Here is a 22,010-nt window from a genome sequence, read left to right on the forward strand (position 1 = left end):
CGCCGGGTGGATGCGTCGGACGCTGTCGACAGCCCGGCAAAGCGGCGGGGTCGGCATGACCAAGCGCTAACGCCTCGCCGTTTGCCGACGACAAACCAGCCGCGCTGAGCTGCGATATAATGGGCGGTTCCACTCACCCATCAGGAAACGCCCGTGTCCGAGCGCCTGTTCGTGCTGTTTCAACATATCCTGCCCAAGCTGGCGCTGACCCGGCTGGCCGGTTGCTTCGCCTCCTGGCAGGGCCGCGGCATCACCACGGCCGCCATCCGTCGTTTCATCGCCCGCTACAACGTGGACATGAGCGAGGCCGCCGCTAGCGATCCGGCCATCTACGCCACCTTCAACGAATTCTTCACCCGCGCGCTGAAGCCGGGCGCGCGGCCGCTGGCCGACGCGCGGCTGGTCTGCCCGGTGGACGGCGCGGTCAGCCAGATCGGCCCGGTGGACAGCGGCCGCATCTTCCAGGCCAAGGGCCGCGACTACAGCGCCACCGCGCTCTTGGCCGGCGACGCCGAACTGGCCGCACGCTTCCATGACGGCCACTTCGCCACCATCTACCTGAGCCCGCGCGACTACCACCGCATCCACATGCCCTGCGCCGGCAAGCTGCTGGAAATGACTTACGTGCCGGGCGATCTGTATTCCGTCAACCCCGCCACCGCGCGCGGCGTGGACCGCTTGTTCGCGCGCAACGAGCGCGTGGTGTGCCTGTTCGAAGGCGATGACGGCCAGCCCTTCGTGCTGGTGCTGGTGGGCGCCACCATCGTCGGCAGCATGGCCACGGTCTGGCACGGCGTCGTCAATCCGCCGCGCCGCCCGGCGGTGGAGAAATGGGATTACCGCGATCAGGACATCCGCCTGGCCAAGGGCGAGGAGATGGGCCGCTTCCTGCTCGGCTCCACCGTGGTGTTGCTGTTCCCGGCCGGCCCGCTGGCATTCAACCCGCAATGGCAAGCCGCCAGCCCGGTGCGCATGGGCGAAAAGATGGCGGACTAAACCCGTGATGCACGACGGCGCGATGGCGCCGTTTTTTCTATCCCGACGAGACACGCCCATGCAAATCTGGCTGGATACCCTAGCAGGCCGTTGAAAAACCAACAGCCATTCATTTGGTATGATCATCAACATCCAACGAGCCGCGAAAGCACCCGATGAGAGGCGTCCGCAACGACACGCAGACCAATCTGTTCAGCTACATCCAGCTGGAAGATCGCATCCCCGCCAATCACCCGCTGCGCAAGATCCGCCAGATGGTCGACCTGGTGCTCGGCTCGATGAATGAGGTATTCGACGGCTTATATTCCCGCGTCGGGCGGCCTTCGATTCCGCCTGAACATCTGCTGCGCGCCTCCCTGCTGCAAGTGCTCTACACCATCCGCTCCGAGCGGCTGCTGGTCGAGCAACTGGACTACAACCTGCTGTTTCGCTGGTTCGTCGGCCTTTCCGCCGATGCCCGCGTCTGGGATCACTCGACCTTCTCGCAAAATCGCGACCGCTTGTTTAGCGAAGACGTCGCCCGCGCCTTCTTCATTCGCGTACGCAGCCTGGCCGAGTGGGGCAAGCTCACCAGCGACGAACATTTCAGCGTCGACGGCACGCTGATCGATGCCTGGGCTTCGCACAAAAGCTTTGTTCACCAGGATGACGACACGTCCCCACCCGCAGGGCGCAACCCGGACGTCGATTTCCGGGGCGAGAAGCGAAGCAACCAGACGCATCAATCGCGAACCGATCCGGAAGCGCGACTGGCCCGCAAGAGCGCCGGCGACGCCAGCCGCTTGTGCCATATGGCCCATATCCTGACCGAGAACCGCAACGGTCTGGTTGTGGACGTCTCGGTGTCCGAGGTCAATGGCCACGCCGAAAACATCGAAGCGCTGAACCTGTTGCTGCGCAATGCCAAGAAAGGCAGCACCGTCGGCGCGGACAAGGGCTACGACACGCCGGCTTTCGTGAACGGCTGCAGAGACTTGGGCATCACGCCGCACGTGGCACGCAAGCGTGTCGGCAGCGCCATCGACAGCCGCACCACGCGCCATGAGGGTTACGCGATCAGCCAGCGGCGACGCAAACGGATCGAGGAATGCTTCGGCTGGCTGAAAACCGTCGGAGGCCTTCGCAAAACCAAACTGATCGGCCGGGCCAAACTGGCCGGGCAAACTTTTTTAGCGTTTGCGACCTATAACCTGATCCGCATGGGCAGCCTGTCCGGTTGCTGGGGCGGCTCGCATGTATAGGGCGTATTGCGCCCAAAATCGCCGGATAACTGGCAAACAGCCTGAAAACCCAGGCAGAGAACGGACTTATTGGCATTCTGCCCGCTGAAACCGCCCATTTTTGTTCATACGGAAATGGGTTGGGGCAAGATCGACGTGTTTTTCAACGGCCTGCTAGACCTCACCGCCATCCGCCATGCCAGGCAACTGGGCCTGCTCGCCGGCGTGACCACCAATCCGTCCATCCTGGCTTCCGTCTCCCAAGCGCCGGAAGCCGTACTGGACAGCTTGCTGGACATTCAGCCCGGCCTGGTGGCGGTACAAGTGACCGCCAGCGAATCCGAAGCGCAGCTGCGCCAGGCCCGCCGCCTGGCCGCCCTCAGCGAGCGCATCGTGGTCAAGGTGCCCGCCATCGGTGCAGGCTTCCTGACCATGGCGGCGCTGGAGCGCGAAGGCATTCCCACCTTGGCCACGGCCATCTTCGAATCCCGGCAGATCGCGCTGGCCGGCCTGCTGGGCGCGCGCTACGCCGCGCCCTACCTCAACCGCATCGAACAGGCCGGCATGGACGCCGCCGCCTTGCTGCAGGAGTCGCAGCAGATTCTGCAACGCTATGGCCAGCGCACCGTCATCATGGGCGCGGCGGTCAAATCGGCCGAGCAATTCCTGCATTGCGCGCGCGCCGGCATAGGCGCGGTCACGCTGCCGGCGGAGACTTACCGCCAGCTGTTCGCGTCCACGTCGGACGTAGACGCCGCGCTGCAGCGCTTCGACCAGGCCTGGCAGGGCAATCCGCTCGCCGCCGCCTCGCCGCTGTTCGCGGAATAAACGCAAAAAAGCCGGGCGCGCAGCCCGGCTTTGTTTTTCCAACCATCAAGCCAGAGATCAGTTCTTGGACTGGTCCACCAGCTTGTTCTTGGCGATCCACGGCATCATCGCGCGCAGCTCGGCGCCGACCTTCTCGATCGGGTGGGCGGCGGTCAGACGGCGGCGGGCGGTCATGGACGGGTAGTTGGTCTTGCCTTCCAGGATGAACATCCTGGCGTATTCGCCGCTCTGGATGCGATACAGCGCCTTCTTCATCGCTTCCTTGGTCTGCGCGGTCACCACTTCCGGGCCGGTCACGTACTCGCCGTACTCCGCGTTATTGGAGATGGAGTAGTTCATATTGGCGATGCCGCCCTCGTACATCAGGTCGACGATCAGCTTCAGCTCGTGCAGACACTCGAAGTAGGCCATTTCCGGCGCGTAGCCGGCTTCCACCAGGGTCTCGAAACCGGCCTTCACCAGCTCCACGGCGCCGCCGCACAGCACGGCCTGCTCGCCGAACAGGTCGGTCTCGGTTTCCTCGCGGAAATTGGTCTCGATCACGCCGCCCTTGGTGCCGCCGTTGGCCGCGGCGTAGGACAGGGCCACGTCGCGCGCCTTGCCGGTTTTGTCCTGGTAGACGGCGATCAGCGTCGGCACGCCGCCGCCCTTAAGGTATTCGGAGCGCACGGTGTGGCCCGGGCCTTTCGGCGCCACCATGATCACGTCCACATCGGCCGGCGGCACGATCTGGTTGTAATGGATGTTGAAACCGTGGGCGAAGGCCAGCGCCGCGCCCTTCTTCAGGTTGGGCGCGATGTCCTTGTGGTAGACATCCGGCTGGGATTCATCCGGCAGCAGGATCATCACCACGTCGGCCTTCTTCACCGCCTCGGCCACTTCCTTGACCTTATGGCCGGCCGCTTCGGCCTTCTTCCACGACGCGCCGTCCTTGCGCAGGCCGACGATGACGTCGACGCCCGACTCCTTCAGGTTCTGCGCATGGGCATGGCCTTGCGAACCGTAGCCGATGATGGCTACCTTCTTGTCCTTGATGATGGAGAGGTCGGCGTCTTTGTCGTAATAAACTTTCATTGCTTTATCCTTGGTATTGGTTTGCTAAGGGACTTGCAGCCCTGCTCAGATTTTCAGAACCCGCTCGCCTCGACCGATGCCGGATGCGCCGGTACGGACCGTTTCCAGGATCACTGTGCGGTCCACCGCCTCGATAAAGGCGCCGAGCTTCTCGCTCGTACCGGTCAGCTCGATGGTGTAAGTCTTTTCCGTCACGTCGATGATGCGTCCGCGGAAGATGTCGGCCATCCGCTTCATCTCCTCGCGGTCCTTGCCTACGGCGCGGACCTTGATCAGCATCATCTCGCGTTCGATGTGCTCGGATTCGTTGAGATCTATCACCTTGACCACCTCGATCAGCTTGTTGAGCTGCTTGGTGATCTGCTCGATGACCTCGTCGGAACCGTGGGTGACGATGGTCATCCGCGACAGCGTCGGATCCTCGGTGGTGGACACTGTCAGCGAATCGATGTTGTAGGCGCGGGCCGAAAACAGCCCGACGACGCGCGACAGCGCGCCCGCCTCGTTTTCCAGAAGTATGGATAAGATATGTCGCATGCCGGCCGCCTTAGCACATATTGCCGTAGTCACGGTTGTTCTCGAAAGGCACCTGCTGGATCGCGCGCATGTGCGGCGGCAGGTCCATCTGATCCAGGCCCTTGCCGTTCTGGATCATCGGGAACACGTTTTCCGACTGGTCGGTGCGGAAGTCCAGGAACACCAGGCGCTCCTTCAGCTTGTCGCTGAACGCCTCGCGCAATACCGGCTCCACGTCCGCCGGATTCTCCACCTTGAAGCCGACGTGGCCGTAGGCCTCGGCGATCTTGACGAAGTCCGGCAGCGCGTCCATGTAGGACTCGGAATAGCGAGTGCCGTAGAAGAACTCCTGCCACTGGCGCACCATGCCCAGGTAGCGGTTGTTCAGCGCCACCACCTTGACCGGGGTGTGGTACTGCTTGGCGGTGGACAGCTCCTGGATGTTCATCTGGATGGAGCCCTCGCCGGTGATGCAGGCCACCTGCGCGTGCGGATTGGCCAGCTGCGCGCCGATGGCCGCCGGCAGGCCGAAGCCCATGGTGCCGAGGCCGCCGGAGTTCAACCATTGCTTGGGCCGGTCGAACTTGTAGTACTGCGCCGCCCACATCTGGTGCTGGCCCACGTCGGAGGTGACGATGGCCTGGCCACCGGTGATGTCATACAGCGTCTGCACCACCATCTGCGGCTTGATCAGCTCGTTGGACGGGGTATACAGCAGACAATCGTGGCCGCGCCACTCCTCGATCTGCCGCCACCACTGGTTCAGCGCCGAACCATCCGGCTTCTGGCCGGATTGCTTCAGCTGTTCCAGCATCTCGCGCAGCACCAGCTTGACGTCGCCGACGATGGGTATGTCGGCCTTGACGCGCTTGGAGATCGAAGACGGATCGACGTCTATATGGATGATCTTCTTGGGCTGGCTGAGGAAATGCGAGGGCACGCTGATCACGCGGTCGTCGAAACGCGCGCCCACGGCGATCAGCACGTCGCAGTGCTGCATCGCCATATTGGCTTCGTACGTGCCGTGCATGCCCAGCATGCCCAGGAACTGGCGGTCCGAACCCGGATAGGCGCCCAGGCCCATCAGGGTGTTGGTGCACGGCAGATTCAGGGAGCGGACCAGCTCGGTCACTTCGGCCTCGGCGCGGCCCTGCACCGCGCCGCCGCCGACGTAGATGTAAGGACGCTTGGCATCAAGCAGCAGGTTCACTGCCTTCTTGATCTGTCCGCTGTGCCCGCGGGTGGCCGGCACGTAGGAGCGGATGTGCACGCTGTCCGGATAGCGGAACTCGGCGCGCGCCTGGGTAATGTCCTTGGGAATGTCCACCACCACCGGGCCGGGTCGGCCCGACTTGGCGATGTAGAACGCCTTCTTGATGGTGGCGGCGATCTCGCCCACGTCCTTGACCAGGAAGTTGTGCTTCACGCACGGCCGCGTGATGCCCACCATGTCCACCTCCTGGAACGCGTCCAGGCCGATGGCAGGCGAAGGCACCTGGCCGGAGATCACCACCATGGGGATGGAGTCCATATAGGCGGTGGCGATGCCGGTGACGGCGTTGGTCGCGCCCGGACCCGAGGTCACCAGCGCCACGCCCACCTTATCGCTGGAGCGCGAGTAGGCATCCGCGGCATGCACCGCGGCCTGCTCGTGCCTCACCAGCACATGCTTGAACTTGTCTTGCCGGAAGATGGCATCGTAGATTTCCAGTACCGCGCCGCCCGGGTAGCCGAAGACGAATTCGACCCCCTCTTCCTGCAGGCAACGGACCACTATTTCGGCGCCCGATATCTGCATATCGCCTCTATTTCGTATTAATTTCATCCCGTTTGCTCAAAGACCTTAGCGTATTGCTCGAAGCATGGTCAAGTGCTTTTGTGCAGGTGCAAAAACGCGCTAAATCCCGGTTATTTCAGGAGAAAAAACGGACTAGCCTAGTCTATCCTGCTCTGTTACCATCTTTGGTTGGCATCAACCCGAAACGCACAGATGGCAAGCCGCAAGGAAATGGCCGACTTCCTCGAGTCGGTAGAAAAACGCGCCTTCAAGCAGGCCCTGTACGCGGTGCGGCAGGAAGACAATGCGCTCGACATCGTGCAAGACTCGATGATGAAGCTGGCCGATCGCTACGCGCACGCGCCCGCGAACGAACTGCCGTTGATCTTTCAGCGCATCCTGCAAAACACCATCCGCGACCACTATCGCCGAAGCAAGGTGCGCAGCTTCGTCAGCACCCTGCTGTCCTCCCTGATTCCCACCCACGCCGAAGACGATTCGCAGGACCCGCTGGAAACGCTGGACGTTGCCGCCGACGAGGCGCACACCAACCCCGAACAGTGGTACCAGCGCAAGGAAGTGGCGCAGATGATAGACGCGTCGCTGCAGCTGCTGCCGGCGCGTCAACGCGAGGCATTTCTGCTGCGTTACTGGGAAGGACTGGATGTTGCCGAAACCGCCCAGGTCATGGGCTGCTCGGAAGGCAGCGTCAAGACGCATTGCTCGCGCGCCAACCACACCCTGGCCGCCATTCTTGCGCAAAAGGGAGTACTGCTATGAAACACGCCAGCGATAGCCCGGGCGACCATTTGCCGAACCATATCACCCGCATTCTCGACAACCCCAGCGCCGATCCGACGCCGCAGCAGCTGTCGAGGCTGAGAGCCGCCAGACAAAGCGCGCTGGCGCAATACGCCGTCCGCGCCGCCCAACCGGCCAGCCTGCACGAAAAGCTGTCGCTCTGGGCGCAACGCCATCTGGTGACGCTGCGCCGCAGCGGCGCCGCGCTGGGCTTCGCCGCCATCGCCGCCGCCTGCACCATGCTGGCGGAAGGCCTGCTGGTGGAAACCGAGTCGGTGGACGCCACCGTGCTGTCACAGGACTTGCCGCTGGACTCGCTGCTGGAGCCGCACTTCAGCCGGGGGCTGCATGAGTAAAGCCGGACGCTTGCTCGCGGCCCTATGCCTGGCTGGCTTGCTCACCCCCGCTGGCGCCTACGCCTCGCCGCCGGTCAATCCGGACTGGAACCAGCTGGACACCCAACAACAACAAGCGCTGGCGCCGTTGGCCGGCGAATGGAACCGCTACGCGCCGGACAAGAAGCAGAGCCTGCTGGCCATCGTGCCCAGCCTGTCCCGCCTGCAACCGGACGAACAGCAACGCGCGCAGCAGAAGCTCAAAACCTGGTCTAGCCTGACGCCGCAACAAAAACTGGAAATCCGCGCCAACTGGAAGAAATTACAGCAAATGACGCCGGAGCAGCGCGCGCAAGTCATGCGCCGCCTGCGCCAGCTGCATGCTCAAACCGACGCGTCCGCCGCCAAATGAACGAGACCGCCTCCCCCAGCCTGGCGCGCTGCCTGGCCAGCCTGTTCTACGAATCGCTGCTGATCGTCGCTATGCTGCTGATCAGCACCGCCATCCTCACCCCATTGCAAAAACTGCTGGGCCAGGACTCGTGGCTGCTGCACAGCCTGATCCAGCTGGCTGCCGCCGGCGTGCTGTTCGCTTACTTTGGCTATTGCTGGACCCGCAGCGGCCAGACCGCCGCGATGAAGACCTGGCATATCCGCCTGGTCACGGTCGATGGCCGGCTCCTCAATTGGCAACAGGCGCTGATGCGCTTCGTCGTGGCCGCCATGCTGTTCGTCGGCATGCCCATCATTTCCTATCTGGGCTGGCAGCGCAGCTACGGCGACCACCCGGCCGCCAAGTGGCTGGCGCTGATCTGGTGGCTGCTGCCCTTCCTCGCCCGCTATTACGACAAGGATGGCCGCCACCTGCACGACAGACTGGCCGGCACCCGGCTGGTGCAGCTGCCCAAGCCGCCGCGCCGCGGCAAGTAAGACGTCAGTCCCGCAGCTGCGGCTCCGACTCGGCAAAAGCCAGCAGCGCGTCCAACACCGCCCGCACCCGCGCCGGCAAGACCCGCCGCTGCGGCCAAACGGCATAGACCGGCCGCGCATCGATCTCCCACTCGCCAAGCACCCGGCGCAAACTGCCGTCCGCAAGCTGCCGATGGCAGATGCTGAGCGGACTGACGGCGATGCCGGCGCCGCGCTCGGCCAATCTTCTCGCCAGCAGCATATCGTTGGCCTGCAAGCGAGGCGCGGCAGGCCAGTCCTGCTCCTCACCGCTGTCTTTATGCCTTAGCCTCCAATGCTGGAACGGCTCGGCCATCAACAGCCGATGCGGCGCCAATTCAGCCGGCGCCCGCGGCTCGCCGTTCGCGGCCAGATACGACGGCGCGGCCACCAGGATGGTGCGCACTCGGCCCAGCCGGCGCTGCTGCAGCGACACATCCGTCTGCTCCCCCACCCGCAACGCCAAGTCAGCCATACCCCGGTAAAGATCATCCAAATCATTGCTCAGCCTCAGTTCCAGGCGCAGGCCGGGATGTTCCCGCAGCAAGCGCTCCCATACCGGCAGCAGCAGGTCATTGGCCATGCTCAACGGAGCCAGCAGCCTGACCACGCCTTCCACCTGGTGCAGCGTCGCGTCCAGCCGTTCCGTCGCCTGGCGAAGCGCGGAGAGCAATGGCTTGCATTGCTCGTAGTACTGCCATCCTTCATTGCTTGGCGTCATGCGGCGGGCGCTGCGGTTCAGCAGCTTGCAGCCCAAGCTTGCCTCCAAAGCTTGCAGCCGCCGCGTCAGCGTGGGCGCCGGCATGGCCAAGCGCTGCGCAGCGGCACGCAGGCTCCCCGCATCCACGATCGCCACGAACAGGTCCAGATCATCTAGCATGATTTCAATTATGAAATTTGAAATTGATTTTTTGATTCTATTTTCATAATTAATCTTTGACTAGACTCTGCTCATCGAAACTTGACCGGAGCCAAGCCATGCATCAACGCCTGCTGTTTTCGCTGCTGATGTCGGCGGCGATGTCCTTCCTGATGACCGCCTGGGTGACATGGCTAAACCTGGGCCTGACGTCTGATTTCCTCGCCCGCTGGTTTCACGCTTTTGCCTCCGCCTGGCCCGCCGCTTTTATCGCCGTCCTGTTGCTGGCGCCGCCAGTGCAGAAATTGACGCTGCGCCTGCTCAACAGGCCCGCCCTGTCCGCCGGCGCACGACCGGCACTGAACCCGAAAGGATGAAATCATGAGAATCGACTATACCCAGCTGTCCCCCAAGGCTTACCAAGGCCTGCTGGCCTGCAAGAACGCGCTGGCGGAAAGCCCGCTGGGCCTGCCCTTGATTGAATTGGCTTATTTGAGGATCGCCCAGCTCAACGGCTGCGTGTTTTGCCTGAAGCTGCACAGCCATGCGCTGCGCCGCAAGGGCGAGAGCCAGGAGAAGCTGGACATGGTGGGTGGTTGGGACGTGGCGGAAGCCGGCGCGTTCACGCCGCGCGAGCGCGCCGCGCTGGCCTGGACCGAGGCCATGACGCGCATCGCCGAAAGCCGCGCGCCGGACAGCCTGTATCAAAGCGTGCGCGAGCACTTCAGCGAGGCGGAAATGTCAGACCTGACCCTGGCCATCGCGCTGATGAACGCCTTCACCCGCATCGCGGTAGCGGTAAGGCAGTAAGCCATCGTTTATCCACAGACAGCCGCTAAGCCGGAAGTTACCCACAGGCGGAGGGCCCTAGCCCTTCGCCTTTTTCGCCACTCACTCTCGGCCGGCGTCTCGCCGATACACTGGCTTGCCAGCCACATAGGTCGCCGCCACCGCGCGGTCGTCGCCCAGCATCATCTGGATGAACAAGGCTTCGGACAGGTCGCGGGCGTAGCGCATGCGGAAATCCAGCAACGGCGTGGAGCGCAGATTCAGCACCGCCAGATCGGCCTCCATGCCCGGCGCGATGCTGCCCACCTTGTCGGCGATGCCCAGCGCTTCGGCGCCGCCGCGGGTGGCCAGATAAAAGGCCTGGACAGCGGACAGCGGCTTGCCGTGGCTTTGCGCCGCCATATAGGCCGCGTTCATGGTCTGCAGCATGGAGAAGCTGGTGCCGGCGCCCAGATCGGTTCCCAGACCAAGCGGAATCGGCCGTTCCGCCTCCACGCAAGGGCGTAGATTCAGGCAACCGGAGCCGAGGAAGAAATTGGACGTCGGGCAATGCGCCAGCGAGGCGCCGCTGTCGCGGAAGGCGTCCAGCTCCTCGTCGGTCAAATGGATGCCGTGCCCATAGATGGCGCGCGGCCGCAACAAGCCATAACGCTGGTAGACGCTGGCGTAGTCGCGGCAGCCTGGAAACAGCTGCTTGACCCAGGCGATCTCGTCCAGGTTTTCCGAGATATGCGACTGGATGGCAACGTCGGGGAATTCGGTCGCCAGCGCGCCCAGCATCTCCAGCTGGCCCTGGCTGGAAGTCGGCGCGAAACGTGGCGTGATGACGTATTCGGCGCGGCCCCGGCCATGCCAGCGCTGGATCAGCGCGCGCGAATCCTCGTAAGCCGTCAAAGGCGTGTCCAGCAAGGCCTCCGGCGCATGGCGGTCCATGCACACCTTGCCAGCCAAGATACGCAGATCATGACGCGCCGCCTCTTCGAACAACGCGTCAACCGAACCGGCATGCACGGTGCCGAACACGCAGCCGGTGGTCACGCCGTTGCGCAGCTGTTCGCCGACAAAAACCTGCGCCACTTCTCTCGCGTGCTCCGCATCGGCAAAGCCCTGCTCGGTGACGAAGGTGTAGTGATGCAGCCAGTCCAGCAGCTGCTCGCCGTAGGCCGCCATCATCTCGGTCTGCGGATAATGGACATGGCAGTCGATGAAGCCCGGCAGGATCAGGTGCTCCGGATAATGCGCCACCGCCACCCCGGCCGGCAGCGCCGGCAATAGCTCGGCCGCCGGACCGCATGCCGCGATGCGTCCGTTTTCCATCACCACCAGCGCGTCGCGCTGAAACGCCAGGCAATCGCCTTCCGCCTCCCGGAACGGGTTGCCCCGGAAACTCAGCACATCGCCGCGTACCGCTGTCTTCAAGCTTCACTCCCGCCGCGCATGCGGCATTTATCTTTACATAAAGATTCTTCACTTATAAATATATCTTCGATTGGCTGCTTAGACAAGTGCCTTGCCTTGAGACGCGGATGATCTGCGGCAAGTTTTCTTTACATGAAGATAGTATATTTTGAAGTCGTGATACTCTTGCGCCCGACCGTATTCGCCGCGTTTACCTTTGATCAGGAACTAGCAGCATGCAGCAAGCACCAGACCAGATTGACCGCATCGTCGCCTTGTGGAACGAAGTCCGTCCCGATCTCGACACCTCCGCTACGCAAGTCATCGGCCGCATCGTGCGGATGGAATACTTCATCACCCGCCGCGTGCTGCAGGATTTGGCCCGCCACAATCTCAATGTAGGCGAATTTGACGTGCTGGCGGCGCTGCGCCGCCGCGGCGAGCCCTATCAGCTGTCTCCCAACCAGCTGCAGGGCATGGTGCTGATTTCCTCCGGCGCGCTGACCAACCGCATCAACCGCCTGGAAGAGGCCGGTCTGGTGCACCGCTCGCCGGACCCGGATGACCGCCGCGGCGTCATCGTCACGCTGACGCCCAAGGGCCTGCAGGTTATCGAAGATGCGGCCGGCCATCATCTGGCGGCGGAGTCGGAGCTGCTGGAAATGCTGGACGGCGAAGAGCGCGAGACGCTGGCTCGCCTGCTGAAGAAGATGCTGCAGGCGCAAGAGGACTAAGCGCCTTGATCGGTTGAAAAGCAAAACCGGCCTGACGGCCGGTTTTTTCATGGCAGGGAGGCCGTGCGCAGGGCTGGAGGCGGCGCCCACGCCCAGCGCCGCTTCCAGGCGCCGATCACCAGATTGGGGTATTCCGGCTGGCCCAGGCTGCCGTTGTAGCGGCCCAGCGCGCGGTACAGATTGCCGCGTTCGATGTCCAGGTAGTGCCGCAGAATGGTGCAGCCGTAACGCAGATTGGTGCTGAGATCGAACAGATTATGCTGCGGCGTGCCGATATGGCGCGTCCAGAACGGCATCACCTGCATCAGGCCGCGCGCGCCGGCGGCCGAAACGGCGTATTTGTTGAAGCCGCTCTCCACCTGGATCAGCCCTAGCACCAGCTGCGGGTCCAGGCCGGCCCTGGCCGACTCGTACTGGATGGCGGTGAGCAGACGCTCGCGCACCCAGGCATCTGGAATTTTCTTTTGCAGCCGCGACGACATCTCCGCCAGCCAGGCCTGGCCTTCGCGCGGATTGTCGAACACCAGCCGCGGCGCGTTGACGTCCGAGATGGAACGGCTCATCGCCGTGGCCACGTTGGCGGACAGCGCCTCCTCCTTTTGTGCGCCGGCATGGGCGAAAACCGGCAGCAACAAAGCCACCAGCGCCCATGCGCGAAACGCGCCCCCTCTCCCCCGCCCCCTCTTCCCTCGAGGGAGAGGGGCACCAACCGCCGCGCCTGCGCGCAGCGGTTCACAGAGCAGAGAGCCAGGGGGCCGTTTCATCACGCCAGCTTGGACAGCACGTGGTCCAGGATGGCGTCGGCGGCGACGGCGGTGGCCTCGCTGTCGCGGCGGTGCTGATACTCCACCTTACCTTCCTTCAGGCCGCGGTCGCCGATGGTGACGCGGTGCGGCGCGCCGATCAGCTCCCAGTCGGCGAACATGGCGCCCGGGCGTTCGCCGCGGTCGTCCAGGATCACGTCCACGCCTTTGGCGGTCAGCTCGGCGTACAGCTTGTCGGCGGCTTCCTTCACCGCTTCGGAGCGGTCATAGCCCACCGGGCAGACCACCACCGCGAACGGCGCGATGGCATCCGGCCAGATCATGCCCTTGTCGTCGTAGTTCTGCTCGATGGCGGCGCCCAGGATGCGGGTCACGCCGATGCCGTAGCAGCCCATTTCAAACGGCTTGGGCTTGCCGTCTTCGTCCAGGAAGGTGGCGTTCATCGCGGCAGAGTACTTGGTGCCCAGGTAGAACACGTGGCCCACCTCGATGCCGCGCTGGATAGCCAGCACGCCCTGGCCATCCGGCGACGGGTCGCCCTCCACCACGTTGCGGATGTCGAACACTTCCGGCTCGGCGCAGTCGCGGCCGAAGTTGGCGCCGGTGTAGTGCTGGTCGTCCTCGTTGGCGCCGATGACGAAGTCGGCCATCTTGGCCACGGTGCGGTCGGCGATGACGCGGCCCTGGAAGCCCACCGGGCCCAGCGAGCCCGGATTGGCGCCGAAGGCGTCGCGGATGGCGGCCGGGCTGGCGAAAGTCAGCGGGTTCTTGATGCCGGCGATCTTCTGCGCCTTCACCTCGTTCAATTCGTGGTCGCCGCGCACCAGCATCAGCACGGCCTCGTCCTCTTCGCCTTCCACCACCACCGCCTTGACGGTCTGTTTGATGTCGATCTTCAGGAAGTCCACCAGCTCGGCGATGGTCTTGACCTTGGGCGTGTGCACCTTGCTCAGCGGGGCCGATGCGCCGGCGCGCTCGCCGGCCGGCGCCACGGCCTCGGCCAGCTCGATATTGGCGGCGTATTCGGAAGTCGGGCAATAGACGATGGCGTCTTCGCCGGTGTCGGCGATCACCTGGAATTCATGCGAACGATCGCCGCCGATGGCGCCGGTATCGGCCGCCACCGCGCGGTAGCTCAGGCCGAAGCGGTCGAAGATGCGGCGGTAAGCGGCGTACATATTGTCGTAGCTCTTGCCGGCGTCTTCCGCGCTGCGGTCGAACGAGTACGCGTCCTTCATGGTGAATTCGCGGCCGCGCATCACGCCGAAGCGCGGACGGCGCTCGTCGCGGAACTTGGTTTGGATCTGGTAGAAATTCTTCGGCAGCGCGCGGTAGCTCTTCAGCTCGCGGCGGGCGATGTCGGTGATCACTTCCTCGGCGGTCGGCTGCAGCGCGAAGTCGCGCTCGTGGCGGTCCTTGAAGCGCAGCAGCTCGGCGCCCATGGCGTCCCAGCGGCCGGTTTCCTGCCACAGTTCGGCCGGCTGCACCACCGGCAGGCTCACTTCGATGGCGCCGGCGCGGTTCATTTCCTCGCGGATGATGGCCTCAACCTTGCGCAGCACGCGCAGACCCATCGGCATCCACGAATAGATGCCGGCGGCCTGCTTGCGGATGAAGCCGGCGCGCATCATCAGCTTCTGGCTGGTGATGTCCGCGTCGGCGGGAGCTTCCTTCAGGGTGGAAATGAAAAACTGCGATGCGCGCATGATGCGTCCTTGGAATTCGGCTAAATGGCTATGATTGTAGCGTCGTCCAGCCTTGGCGGCCAAGCGCGGCCCGGCCGGGCGCAACCGCAACAACAGTTGTTGCGGTACAACAACCCTGCTCGCGCCAGGTCTACGTCCTCTTGGCTGCCCTCTCGCTCTGGAGTAACCTGCGCGCTCCGAGCATTTTTACGGCCTTTATATTTCTCCGCCGCCATCCACTATGATTACGGCGCAGGTCCAAAATGCATCCGGCCCATCCATCGCCGTGGCAGCAAGAGCGATGAACAACCGCAATGGAAACTTATGCAGGATCACAAAAAACAGGCTATGGCAGGCCTGACGCTGGCCGCGCTGGGCGTGGTCTACGGCGACATCGGCACCAGTCCGCTGTATACGCTGCGTGAATGCTTCACCGGCCAAAACATTCCCACCACTCCTGAAAACATCTTCGGCATCCTGGCGCTGATCTTCTGGTCGCTGATCTTCGTGGTCTCGATCAAATACGTCGCCTTCATCCTGCGCGCGGACAACCGCGGCGAGGGCGGCATCATGGCGCTGATGGCGCTGGCCCGCCACTACACCACCCACGCCGCGCGCTGGAAGATCGTGTTGCTGGGCCTGTTCGGCGCCGCGCTGTTCTACGGCGACGCCATCATCACGCCGGCCATCTCCGTGCTGTCCGCCGCCGAGGGCATGGAAGTGCTGTCGCCGGCGATGGAAACCTGGGTGCTGCCGATGTCCGTCGGCGTGCTGCTGGGCCTGTTCCTGCTGCAGCGCTTCGGCACCGCCAAGGTGGGCATGCTGTTCGGCCCGGTGATGATGGTCTGGTTCGCCACCATAGGCGTGCTGGGCCTCAAGGAAATCCTGGTCACCCCGGCCGTGCTGCATGGCCTGAACCCGCTGCATGCCGTGACCTTCGTCCAGCAGCACGGCTTCCACGCCTTCCTGACCCTGGGCTCGGTCGTGCTGGCGCTGACCGGCGCCGAAGCGCTGTACGCCGACATGGGCCACTTCGGCAAAACGCCGATCCGCCGCGCCTGGTTCAGCCTGGTATTGCCCGGCCTGGCGCTGAACTACTTCGGCCAGGGCGCGCTCTTGATGCGCGATCCGTCGGCGATCAAGAACCCCTTCTTCATCCTCGCGCCGGACTGGGGCCTGGTGCCCTTGATCGTGCTGGCTACCCTGGCCACCGTCATCGCCTCGCAAGCGGTGATCTCCGGCGCCTATTCGCTGTCGCGCCAGGCCATCCAGCTGGGCTACAGCCCGCGCATGGAAGTGCAGCACACCTCGGCCCAGGAAATCGGCCAGATCTACATGCCCTTCATCAACTGGCTGCTGCTGATCGCCGTGATGGTGGTGGTGCTGACTTTCCGCTCCTCCGGCAGCCTGGCCGCCGCCTACGGCATCGCCGTCACCGGCACCATGCTGATCACCACCGCGCTGTTCTTCGTGGTCGCCCGCGTCAACTGGCGCTGGCCGCTGCCCCTGGCCCTGGGCATCACCATTTTCTTCGGCCTGATCGACTTCGCCTTCTTCAGCGCCAATTTCCACAAGATCACCGACGGCGGCTGGCTGCCGCTGGCCATGGGCGCGGTGATCTTCCTGTTGATGAGCACCTGGAAGCGCGGCCGCGAACTGCTGTTCCATCGCCTGCGCGAACAAGCGCTGCCGCTGGAAGGCTTCATCGAAAACCTGGAAGCCTTTCCCCCGGCGCGCGTGGAAGGCACGGCGGTGTTCCTGACCAGCACGCTGCATGGCGTGCCGCACGCGCTGCTGCACAATCTGAAGCACAACAAGGTGCTGCATGAGCGCGTGGTGTTGATGACGGTGCGCACCGAGGACGTGCCCTACATCGCCGAAGACGACCGGCTGGACGTGGTGCAGATGTCGGCCTCGTTCTGGCGCGTGGTGGCCCGCTACGGCTTCAAGGAAGACCCCAACGTGCTGCAGGTGCTGGAAATGTGCGCCAAGGAAGGCCTGGAGATGGAGCTGATGGACACGTCCTTCTTCCTGTCGCGCGAGACCATCGTCGCCACCGGCCACCCCGGCATGGCGCGCTGGCGTGAAAAACTATTCGTCTGGATGAGCAAGAACGCGCTGCGCGCGACGGACTTCTTCCAGATCCCCACCAACCGCGTGGTGGAGCTGGGCGCGCAGGTAGAGCTGTAAGCCTGCCGCCCCAGACAAAAGGCGCATCCGCAGGGATGCGCCTTTTTTGGTTTGCCGGTTCGTTCTACATGGCCAGCCGGCAATCCGCCTGGGCGCGCGTCCAGTCAAACCACGGGCCGGGATCGGTCTTGCGGTCCGGCGCGATATGCTCGTGCCCGGCCATCGCCGACAAGGGCAAGTGGCGGCGCAACTCGGCGCTCAGCGCCGCCAGCGCGCGGTATTGCGCCTCGCTGAACGGTTCGAAATCGCAGCCTTCCAGCTCCACGCCTATGGAAAAGTCATTGCACTTTTCCCGCCCGCGCCAGCTGGACACGCCGGCATGCCAGGCGCGCTGGCCCACCGGCACGAATTGCAGCAGCTGGCCGTCGCGGCGGATGAAGAAGTGGGATGACACCCTGAGCTGGTGAATGCCCTGATAATAGGGATGCTCGGCGGGATCGAGGCGGTTGGTGAACAGCTGCTCCACGCCGGGTCCGCCGTAGCGATACGGCGGCAGGCTGATATTGTGGACCACCAGCAGCTCCGGCGCGCAGCCGGGGCTGCGCTCGTCGCAGTTGGGCGACGGCAGCTGCAACGCGCCCTTGAGCCAGCCATCCTCGTCCAGCGCCAGCGCCGGCGGCTCCGCCGGCCGGTATTCCAGCCGCCACAGCGCCAGGCCATCCGTGGTGCACCAGCGCTGCGTCTGCACGAAGCCCGCCTTGTGATACAAGGCGATCGCGGCCCGGTTGACCTCGGCGGTGTCCACGCTGCAACTGGTTTCGCCCTGCAAAGCCCGGTTCAGCAGGCGATAGCCCCAACCCTGGGCCAGGTGATCCGGATCGACCACCGTGCGATCAAGATGGATGCCGCCGTCCGGACGGCGCGACACCACCACAAGGCCTCGCAGCGCCTTGCCCTCGAACGCGCCCCAAATCCGCTCGCGGCAGGCGTGCACCGCGGCCAGGTCCGGCCACAGCAAGGGCAGATCGGGATAATTCAGCCACTTCACTTCCAGCCTGTGCGAAGCCAGCTGCACCTGCAGGGCTTGCCGCGCCTCATCCTCGTCGCCCTGATTCAGTTCCCTGACTTCGAACGGCAGTTGCATATCGTTTCCTTGTCTTCATCGAATGTCATCTCGCCGACGGAAAATCCCGCTTGTGTTCCATCGCGCAAAGCGGTATCAAGAACATGCGTTGCCGGCGCGCGCATCACCTGGCCATTATGACAGACAGTTTTCACTTGAGGCATGTCATGTCCTCGGCCCTGGCGATACGGCACAATCTCGATTGACCTCACGCTGGAGACCTCCCCATGCTCACGCTCGACACCCTGGGCGCGTCCGCCGCGCCCAGCTTCGATCAGCCGCTGGAAATGCTGCTGGCCTGCCATGACAAGATCCGCCGCTTCTGCGACCTGCTGGACAAGTTGCCGCCCTATATCGAGGAACACGGCGTGGACCAGGCCGCGCGCAATACCATAGACGACGTGGTGCGTTACTTCGACGTCGCCGGTCCCGCCCATCATACCGACGAGGAAGAAGAACTGTTCCCGCTGATAGAGGAGCGCGTGCCCACCGCCGCCTCGCGGCTGGAGCAGCTATCGGCCGAGCACGGCTATCTGCACTCGTGCTGGAACGCCATCCGCGATGACCTGATCGCGCTGCGCGACGGCGGCATCAAGCAGATCAGCAAGAGCGAACTGCAGGAGTTCGCGCGCCAATACCGCGAACACGCCGCCACCGAGGAAGCCTGGCTGTTCCCCACCGCCGCCAGCACCCTCAGCGCCGAGGAGTTGAAGCAAGCCGGCGCGCATATGGCGGAACGCCGCGCCCAGGCAAGCTGAGCCGGCGCGCCCCAAACAAAACGGGTTGCCCGCTTGCGCCGGCAACCCGTTGTTTTTCCAACCCGGCAGCTTAGGCGGTCAACTTCAGCAGCTGGGCGAAAGCGTCTTCGAACAATTTCAGGCCATCTTGCTGCAGCTTCTCGCCAGCGGCGGCCAGGTCGATGCCGGCGGCCTCCACCTCGGCCAACAAGGCCTTAGCCTGATCCATACCCACCGGCAGCGTCAGCGCGGCGGCGCCGTGGTCGCGGAAGCAGCTCAGCGTGGCGTCCGGCACGGTGTTGACGGTTTCGTCGCCGATCAGGCTTTCCACGTACAACACGTCGCTATAGGCGGCGTTCTTGGTGCCGGTGGACGCCCACAGCAGGAATTGCGGGCGGGCGCCGGCGGCGCGCAGCTTGGCGAACGCTTCGCCATGGAAGCGCTCCTGGTAGCGCGCGTAAGCCGCCTTGGACAGCGCGATCGCCACCTTGCCCTTGTGCGGCTCGGCCACTTGCGCGTCCAGCAGGCTGTCCACGCGCGACAGGAAGAAGCTGGCCACAGCCTTGACGCCGGCCACCGGCTGGCCGTCGGCCAAGCGCGCGGACAGGCCGGCGATGTAGGCGTCCCACACCGCTTCCACTTGCGGCAGCGAGAACAGCAAGGTGATGTTGACGTTGACGCCTTCGCGGGTCAGCGTCTGGAAGGCGCGGATGCCCTCGGCCGTGGCCGGGATCTTGATCATCGCGTTGGCGCGGCCGATTTCGGCCCACAGGCGGCGCGCGGCGGCCAGGGTGCCGGCTTCGTCGCGCGACAGTTCCGGCGACACTTCCAGGCTGACGTAGCCGTCGTTGCCCTGGCTGGCCTCGTATTGCGGCTGCAACAGGTCGCAGGCGGCCTGGATGTCGGCTACCACCAGCTTTTCGTAGCGCGCCTCCGCGGACAGCGAAGCATCCTGCTTCAGCACGGCCAGCTCGCCCTGATAGCTGGCATCAGTGCTGATCGCCTTGTAGAAGATGGCCGGATTCGAGGTGACGCCGGCGATGCCGTCGTCGGCCAGCAGGCGGGCCAGCTCGCCGGAGGCGATCAGTTCACGGGACAGATTGTCCAGCCAGATACGCTGGCCGAAGGGACGGATGGCTTGCAAACGGTTCATGGTGAGGCGTCCGGAATTGCTTGAGGTAAAGAGAGACATCGTAGCGCGCCGCCACCGCCGCGCCAAGAAAATTGTCGCGGCGGTTTGCGCTGGATCGAACGCGTCAGGCGGCTTGAGCGTCGTTGCGGCGCTCGCGCGGAAACACCACGCTGAAAGTGCTGCCCTTGTCCGGCTCGCTCTTGATTTCCAGCCGGGCATGATGGCGCGCCAGCACATGCTTGACGATGGCGAGGCCCAGGCCGGTGCCGCCGCTGCCGCGCGAGCGGCCGCGGTCGACGCGATAGAAGCGCTCGGTCAGCCGCGGAATGTGTTCGCGGGGAATGCCGATGCCGGTGTCGGTGACGGAAAAGCGCAAGAACTCGCCCTCGTCCTGCCAGGCCAGCGTGATGCAGCCGCCTTCCGGCGTGTAGCGCACCGCGTTGGACACCAGGTTGCCGAAGGCTGAGTGCAGCTCCTGGCTGCTGCCCCACAGGCCGCAATCGCAGTTGCGCAGCAACTTGACCTGGTGGCGGCCCTGCGACAGGCCTTCCGCCTCCACCATCAGCGTGTCCAGCATGTCGCGCATGTCCACGCGCTCCGAGCTGACGGCCTTGGGACTGTTCTCCAGTTTGGACAGCGTCAGCAGATCGTCCACCAGGCTCTGCATGCGCCGCGACTGCTCCATCATCATGGGCAGGAACTGGCGGAACATCTGGTCGTTCACCTCCGGCATGTCGCTGAGCGTTTCCAGGAAGCCGCCCACCACGGTCAGCGGCGTGCGCAGCTCGTGCGACACGTTGGCGACGAAATCGCGATGCACGGTCTGCACCCGCTCCAGCTGGGTGATGTCGCGCGTCAATAACAGCTTGCGCGTGGAGTCGAACGGCACCAATTGCAGCGAAATCACCAGCTCGCGCGGCTGGCTGAAGGTCAACATCAGCGGCTGGCTGAAGCTGGCGTTCTTCATATAGGCATGGAAAGACGGCTGGCGGATCAGGTTGAGGATCTGGTTGCCGACATCGCGCTTGCGGTCCAGGCCCAGATGCTCCACCGCCATGGGATTGACCCACTCGATGCGGTCCAGCTCGTCCAGCACCACCACGCCGTCCGGCATCGCCTCGCCGGCGTTGATGAAGCGCTCCAGCACATGGGTCAGCTTCTTCTTGCTCTGGCTTTGCGTGCGCATGGTACGGTACAGCGTCATGAACACGGTGTGCCAGACGCCGAAGCCGTCCGGCACGCGCTCCGCCACCGGATGACGCAGCCAGCGCATCAGCAAGGCGATGTGATAGAGATTGAAGGCCAGCCAGGCGCCCAGGCAGATCGCCAGCGCCACCAGCGCGTCGGTGCCGGAAGAGGCCGCCCAGAAGCCGCCGCTGATGACGGTGATGGCCACCAGCCACAACACGGTTCTTTGCAGGAATTCGCGCATCTCGGCCTACTGCTGCACGGAGAAGCGGTAGCCGGTGCCGCGCACGGTCTGGATCAGGCCGTCATGCTGGGTGCCCTCCAGCGCGCTGCGCAGGCGGCGGATATGCACGTCCACGGTGCGTTCCTCGACAAAGACGTGGTCGCCCCACACCTGGTCCAGCAGCTGGGCGCGCGAATGCACGCGCTCCGGATGGGTCATGAAGAAATGCAGCAGGCGGAATTCGGTCGGCCCCAGGTCGATCACATTGCCGTGGCCGGTCACGCGGTGCGTCACCGGGTCCAGGCGCAGGCCCTGCACGTCCACCGCGTCGTCGGTCATCTGCGGCGCGCGGCGGCGCAGCACGGCCTTGATCCGGGCCAGCAGTTCGCGCGGCGAAAACGGCTTGGTGATATAGTCGTCGGCGCCGGTTTCCAGGCCGATGATCTTGTCCTGCTCATCGGAACGGGCAGTCAGCATGATGATGGGGATATGACGGGTACGCTCGTCGGCGCGCAGGCGCTTGGCTACATCCACGCCGCTGGCGCCGGGCAGCATCCAGTCCAGCAGCACCAGATCGGGCAGCGCGTTCCTCACCAGCGTCAACGCCGCCTCGGCGGTGCCGGCTCGCAGCACGTGATGGCCGGCCTGGGCCAAATTGAAGGCGATCAGTTCCTGTATCGCCGGTTCGTCTTCCACGAGCAAGATATTGGCGGCCATGTTCGGCTATCCTCGGTTTGATTTTGTGGCAAGGAT

General features: G+C 64.2%; 24 protein-coding genes and 1 pseudogene. 12 read left to right on the forward strand and 13 right to left on the reverse strand.

The features are described 5' to 3' along the window. The first annotated feature begins 153 nt into the window (after nucleotides 1-153). From asd to FYK34_RS15770, 3 genes are all read left to right on the forward strand, one after another. Nucleotides 154-996 (forward strand): archaetidylserine decarboxylase, encoded by an 843-nt coding sequence (gene asd / locus FYK34_RS15760; protein WP_149298033.1) that lies wholly within the window; start codon nucleotides 154-156, stop codon nucleotides 994-996. A 155-nt stretch (nucleotides 997-1,151) separates the two neighbouring features. Further along, nucleotides 1,152-2,237 (forward strand): IS5 family transposase, encoded by a 1,086-nt coding sequence (locus FYK34_RS15765; protein ID WP_149298035.1) that lies wholly within the window; start codon nucleotides 1,152-1,154, stop codon nucleotides 2,235-2,237. Nucleotides 2,238-2,351: 114 nt separating this feature from the next. Beyond that, a complete protein-coding gene (locus FYK34_RS15770; protein WP_149298037.1) occupies nucleotides 2,352-3,044 on the forward strand; it encodes a transaldolase family protein in 693 nt (230 codons plus the stop codon). Nucleotides 3,045-3,101: 57 nt separating this feature from the next. Here the strand turns inward: FYK34_RS15770 and ilvC are convergent, their stop codons facing one another. Genes ilvC through ilvB form a run of 3 tightly spaced genes read right to left on the reverse strand, consistent with a single transcriptional unit; the run spans nucleotide 3,102 to nucleotide 6,432 of the window. Continuing rightward, complete coding sequence (ilvC, locus tag FYK34_RS15775) at nucleotides 3,102-4,118, reverse strand: ketol-acid reductoisomerase (RefSeq protein WP_149298039.1); 1,017 nt, start codon at nucleotides 4,116-4,118, stop codon at nucleotides 3,102-3,104. A gap of 45 nt (nucleotides 4,119-4,163) precedes the next feature. Further along, a complete protein-coding gene (gene ilvN / locus FYK34_RS15780) occupies nucleotides 4,164-4,655 on the reverse strand; it encodes an acetolactate synthase small subunit (protein ID WP_071111406.1) in 492 nt (163 codons plus the stop codon). A gap of 10 nt (nucleotides 4,656-4,665) precedes the next feature. Next, complete coding sequence (ilvB, locus tag FYK34_RS15785; protein WP_149298041.1) at nucleotides 4,666-6,432, reverse strand: biosynthetic-type acetolactate synthase large subunit; 1,767 nt, start codon at nucleotides 6,430-6,432, stop codon at nucleotides 4,666-4,668. 192 nt (nucleotides 6,433-6,624) lie between these two features. Here ilvB and FYK34_RS15790 point away from each other — a divergent pair, with 192 nt between their 5' ends. Genes FYK34_RS15790 through FYK34_RS15805 form a run of 4 tightly spaced genes read left to right on the forward strand, consistent with a single transcriptional unit; the run spans nucleotide 6,625 to nucleotide 8,477 of the window. Next, nucleotides 6,625-7,191, forward strand: coding sequence for an RNA polymerase sigma factor (locus tag FYK34_RS15790; protein WP_149298043.1), 567 nt, complete (start codon nucleotides 6,625-6,627; stop codon nucleotides 7,189-7,191). Beyond that, entirely contained in the window at nucleotides 7,188-7,568 is a 381-nt protein-coding gene (locus FYK34_RS15795; protein ID WP_149298045.1) for a DUF3619 family protein, read from the forward strand. Before FYK34_RS15790 ends, FYK34_RS15795 begins: the two co-directional genes overlap by 4 nt. Next, complete coding sequence (locus tag FYK34_RS15800; RefSeq protein WP_149298047.1) at nucleotides 7,561-7,959, forward strand: DUF3106 domain-containing protein; 399 nt, start codon at nucleotides 7,561-7,563, stop codon at nucleotides 7,957-7,959. Before FYK34_RS15795 ends, FYK34_RS15800 begins: the two co-directional genes overlap by 8 nt. Continuing rightward, nucleotides 7,956-8,477: an RDD family protein gene (locus tag FYK34_RS15805; protein ID WP_149298050.1), complete on the forward strand. Its 522-nt coding sequence runs from the start codon at nucleotides 7,956-7,958 to the stop codon at nucleotides 8,475-8,477. Before FYK34_RS15800 ends, FYK34_RS15805 begins: the two co-directional genes overlap by 4 nt. A 4-nt stretch (nucleotides 8,478-8,481) precedes the next feature. Here FYK34_RS15805 and FYK34_RS15810 read toward each other — a convergent pair whose 3' ends face one another. After that, nucleotides 8,482-9,375 (reverse strand): LysR family transcriptional regulator, encoded by an 894-nt coding sequence (locus tag FYK34_RS15810; protein ID WP_149298052.1) that lies wholly within the window; start codon nucleotides 9,373-9,375, stop codon nucleotides 8,482-8,484. Between the two features lie 98 nt (nucleotides 9,376-9,473). Here FYK34_RS15810 and FYK34_RS15815 point away from each other — a divergent pair, with 98 nt between their 5' ends. Then, a complete protein-coding gene (locus FYK34_RS15815) occupies nucleotides 9,474-9,731 on the forward strand; it encodes a DUF2798 domain-containing protein (protein WP_149298054.1) in 258 nt (85 codons plus the stop codon). Between the two features lie 4 nt (nucleotides 9,732-9,735). Then, the gene (locus FYK34_RS15820; protein WP_149298056.1) at nucleotides 9,736-10,164 is read left to right on the forward strand and encodes a carboxymuconolactone decarboxylase family protein; all 429 of its coding nucleotides are present in this window, start codon (nucleotides 9,736-9,738) and stop codon (nucleotides 10,162-10,164) included. An 81-nt stretch (nucleotides 10,165-10,245) separates the two neighbouring features. On the opposite strand, the gene guaD is transcribed toward FYK34_RS15820, so the two are convergent. Continuing rightward, nucleotides 10,246-11,562: a guanine deaminase gene (gene guaD / locus FYK34_RS15825; RefSeq protein WP_149298058.1), complete on the reverse strand. Its 1,317-nt coding sequence runs from the start codon at nucleotides 11,560-11,562 to the stop codon at nucleotides 10,246-10,248. 215 nt (nucleotides 11,563-11,777) lie between these two features. On the opposite strand from guaD, the gene FYK34_RS15830 reads away from it, so the two are divergent. Continuing rightward, nucleotides 11,778-12,275 carry a MarR family winged helix-turn-helix transcriptional regulator gene (locus FYK34_RS15830; protein ID WP_149298060.1) on the forward strand — a complete coding sequence of 166 codons (498 nt, stop codon included), beginning with the start codon at nucleotides 11,778-11,780 and terminating at the stop codon, nucleotides 12,273-12,275. A 47-nt stretch (nucleotides 12,276-12,322) separates the two neighbouring features. On the opposite strand, the gene FYK34_RS15835 is transcribed toward FYK34_RS15830, so the two are convergent. Beyond that, nucleotides 12,323-12,919 carry a lytic transglycosylase domain-containing protein gene (locus FYK34_RS15835; RefSeq protein WP_168209837.1) on the reverse strand — a complete coding sequence of 199 codons (597 nt, stop codon included), beginning with the start codon at nucleotides 12,917-12,919 and terminating at the stop codon, nucleotides 12,323-12,325. Nucleotides 12,920-13,038: 119 nt separating this feature from the next. Continuing rightward, complete coding sequence (locus FYK34_RS15840; protein WP_149298062.1) at nucleotides 13,039-14,745, reverse strand: proline--tRNA ligase; 1,707 nt, start codon at nucleotides 14,743-14,745, stop codon at nucleotides 13,039-13,041. 303 nt (nucleotides 14,746-15,048) lie between these two features. Here FYK34_RS15840 and kup point away from each other — a divergent pair, with 303 nt between their 5' ends. Further along, nucleotides 15,049-16,914 carry a low affinity potassium transporter Kup gene (gene kup / locus FYK34_RS15845; protein WP_149298064.1) on the forward strand — a complete coding sequence of 622 codons (1,866 nt, stop codon included), beginning with the start codon at nucleotides 15,049-15,051 and terminating at the stop codon, nucleotides 16,912-16,914. 64 nt (nucleotides 16,915-16,978) lie between these two features. On the opposite strand, the gene ampD is transcribed toward kup, so the two are convergent. From ampD to FYK34_RS20540, 3 genes and pseudogenes are all read right to left on the reverse strand, one after another. Further along, nucleotides 16,979-17,524, reverse strand: coding sequence for a 1,6-anhydro-N-acetylmuramyl-L-alanine amidase AmpD (gene ampD / locus FYK34_RS20950; protein WP_407923613.1), 546 nt, complete (start codon nucleotides 17,522-17,524; stop codon nucleotides 16,979-16,981). 36 nt (nucleotides 17,525-17,560) lie between these two features. Then, a pseudogene (locus tag FYK34_RS20955) lies at nucleotides 17,561-17,998 on the reverse strand (GNAT family N-acetyltransferase); the annotation flags it as partial. After that, on the reverse strand, nucleotides 17,968-18,141 hold the full coding sequence (locus FYK34_RS20540) for a hypothetical protein (RefSeq protein ID WP_168209771.1): 174 nt from the start codon (nucleotides 18,139-18,141) through the stop codon (nucleotides 17,968-17,970). The pseudogene FYK34_RS20955 and the gene FYK34_RS20540, both read right to left, overlap by 31 nt. 63 nt (nucleotides 18,142-18,204) lie before the next feature. Here FYK34_RS20540 and FYK34_RS15855 point away from each other — a divergent pair, with 63 nt between their 5' ends. Next, nucleotides 18,205-18,735, forward strand: a complete 531-nt coding sequence (locus FYK34_RS15855; RefSeq protein WP_149298068.1) for a hemerythrin domain-containing protein — start codon at nucleotides 18,205-18,207, stop codon at nucleotides 18,733-18,735. Between the two features lie 70 nt (nucleotides 18,736-18,805). Here the strand turns inward: FYK34_RS15855 and tal are convergent, their stop codons facing one another. The 3 genes from tal to phoB form a co-directional block, all read right to left on the reverse strand. Then, complete coding sequence (gene tal, locus FYK34_RS15860) at nucleotides 18,806-19,867, reverse strand: transaldolase (RefSeq protein ID WP_149298070.1); 1,062 nt, start codon at nucleotides 19,865-19,867, stop codon at nucleotides 18,806-18,808. Nucleotides 19,868-19,970: 103 nt separating this feature from the next. Further along, entirely contained in the window at nucleotides 19,971-21,278 is a 1,308-nt protein-coding gene (gene phoR, locus FYK34_RS15865; protein WP_149298073.1) for a phosphate regulon sensor histidine kinase PhoR, read from the reverse strand. 6 nt (nucleotides 21,279-21,284) lie between these two features. Beyond that, complete coding sequence (gene phoB / locus FYK34_RS15870) at nucleotides 21,285-21,974, reverse strand: phosphate regulon transcriptional regulator PhoB (protein WP_103903446.1); 690 nt, start codon at nucleotides 21,972-21,974, stop codon at nucleotides 21,285-21,287. Nucleotides 21,975-22,010: the final 36 nt, after the last annotated feature.

This window comes from Chromobacterium paludis (assembly GCF_008275125.1).
GTDB classification, from domain to species: Bacteria; Pseudomonadota; Gammaproteobacteria; order Burkholderiales; family Chromobacteriaceae; genus Chromobacterium; species Chromobacterium paludis.

Coding starts and splice junctions, on each gene's coding strand:
- FYK34_RS15765 (WP_149298035.1), top strand. CDS start 1,152: ATGAGAGGCGTCCGCAACGACACGCAGACCAATCTGTTCAGCTACATC.
- FYK34_RS15770 (WP_149298037.1), top strand. CDS start 2,352: ATGGGTTGGGGCAAGATCGACGTGTTTTTCAACGGCCTGCTAGACCTC.
- ilvC (WP_149298039.1), bottom strand. CDS start 4,118: ATGAAAGTTTATTACGACAAAGACGCCGACCTCTCCATCATCAAGGAC.
- ilvN (WP_071111406.1), bottom strand. CDS start 4,655: ATGCGACATATCTTATCCATACTTCTGGAAAACGAGGCGGGCGCGCTG.
- ilvB (WP_149298041.1), bottom strand. CDS start 6,432: ATGCAGATATCGGGCGCCGAAATAGTGGTCCGTTGCCTGCAGGAAGAG.
- FYK34_RS15790 (WP_149298043.1), top strand. CDS start 6,625: ATGGCAAGCCGCAAGGAAATGGCCGACTTCCTCGAGTCGGTAGAAAAA.
- FYK34_RS15795 (WP_149298045.1), top strand. CDS start 7,188: ATGAAACACGCCAGCGATAGCCCGGGCGACCATTTGCCGAACCATATC.
- FYK34_RS15800 (WP_149298047.1), top strand. CDS start 7,561: ATGAGTAAAGCCGGACGCTTGCTCGCGGCCCTATGCCTGGCTGGCTTG.
- FYK34_RS15805 (WP_149298050.1), top strand. CDS start 7,956: ATGAACGAGACCGCCTCCCCCAGCCTGGCGCGCTGCCTGGCCAGCCTG.
- FYK34_RS15810 (WP_149298052.1), bottom strand. CDS start 9,375: ATGCTAGATGATCTGGACCTGTTCGTGGCGATCGTGGATGCGGGGAGC.
- FYK34_RS15815 (WP_149298054.1), top strand. CDS start 9,474: ATGCATCAACGCCTGCTGTTTTCGCTGCTGATGTCGGCGGCGATGTCC.
- FYK34_RS15820 (WP_149298056.1), top strand. CDS start 9,736: ATGAGAATCGACTATACCCAGCTGTCCCCCAAGGCTTACCAAGGCCTG.
- FYK34_RS15830 (WP_149298060.1), top strand. CDS start 11,778: ATGCAGCAAGCACCAGACCAGATTGACCGCATCGTCGCCTTGTGGAAC.
- FYK34_RS15840 (WP_149298062.1), bottom strand. CDS start 14,745: ATGCGCGCATCGCAGTTTTTCATTTCCACCCTGAAGGAAGCTCCCGCC.
- kup (WP_149298064.1), top strand. CDS start 15,049: ATGCAGGATCACAAAAAACAGGCTATGGCAGGCCTGACGCTGGCCGCG.
- FYK34_RS20540 (WP_168209771.1), bottom strand. CDS start 18,141: ATGCCTCAAGTGAAAACTGTCTGTCATAATGGCCAGGTGATGCGCGCG.
- FYK34_RS15855 (WP_149298068.1), top strand. CDS start 18,205: ATGCTCACGCTCGACACCCTGGGCGCGTCCGCCGCGCCCAGCTTCGAT.
- tal (WP_149298070.1), bottom strand. CDS start 19,867: ATGAACCGTTTGCAAGCCATCCGTCCCTTCGGCCAGCGTATCTGGCTG.
- phoR (WP_149298073.1), bottom strand. CDS start 21,278: ATGCGCGAATTCCTGCAAAGAACCGTGTTGTGGCTGGTGGCCATCACC.
- phoB (WP_103903446.1), bottom strand. CDS start 21,974: ATGGCCGCCAATATCTTGCTCGTGGAAGACGAACCGGCGATACAGGAA.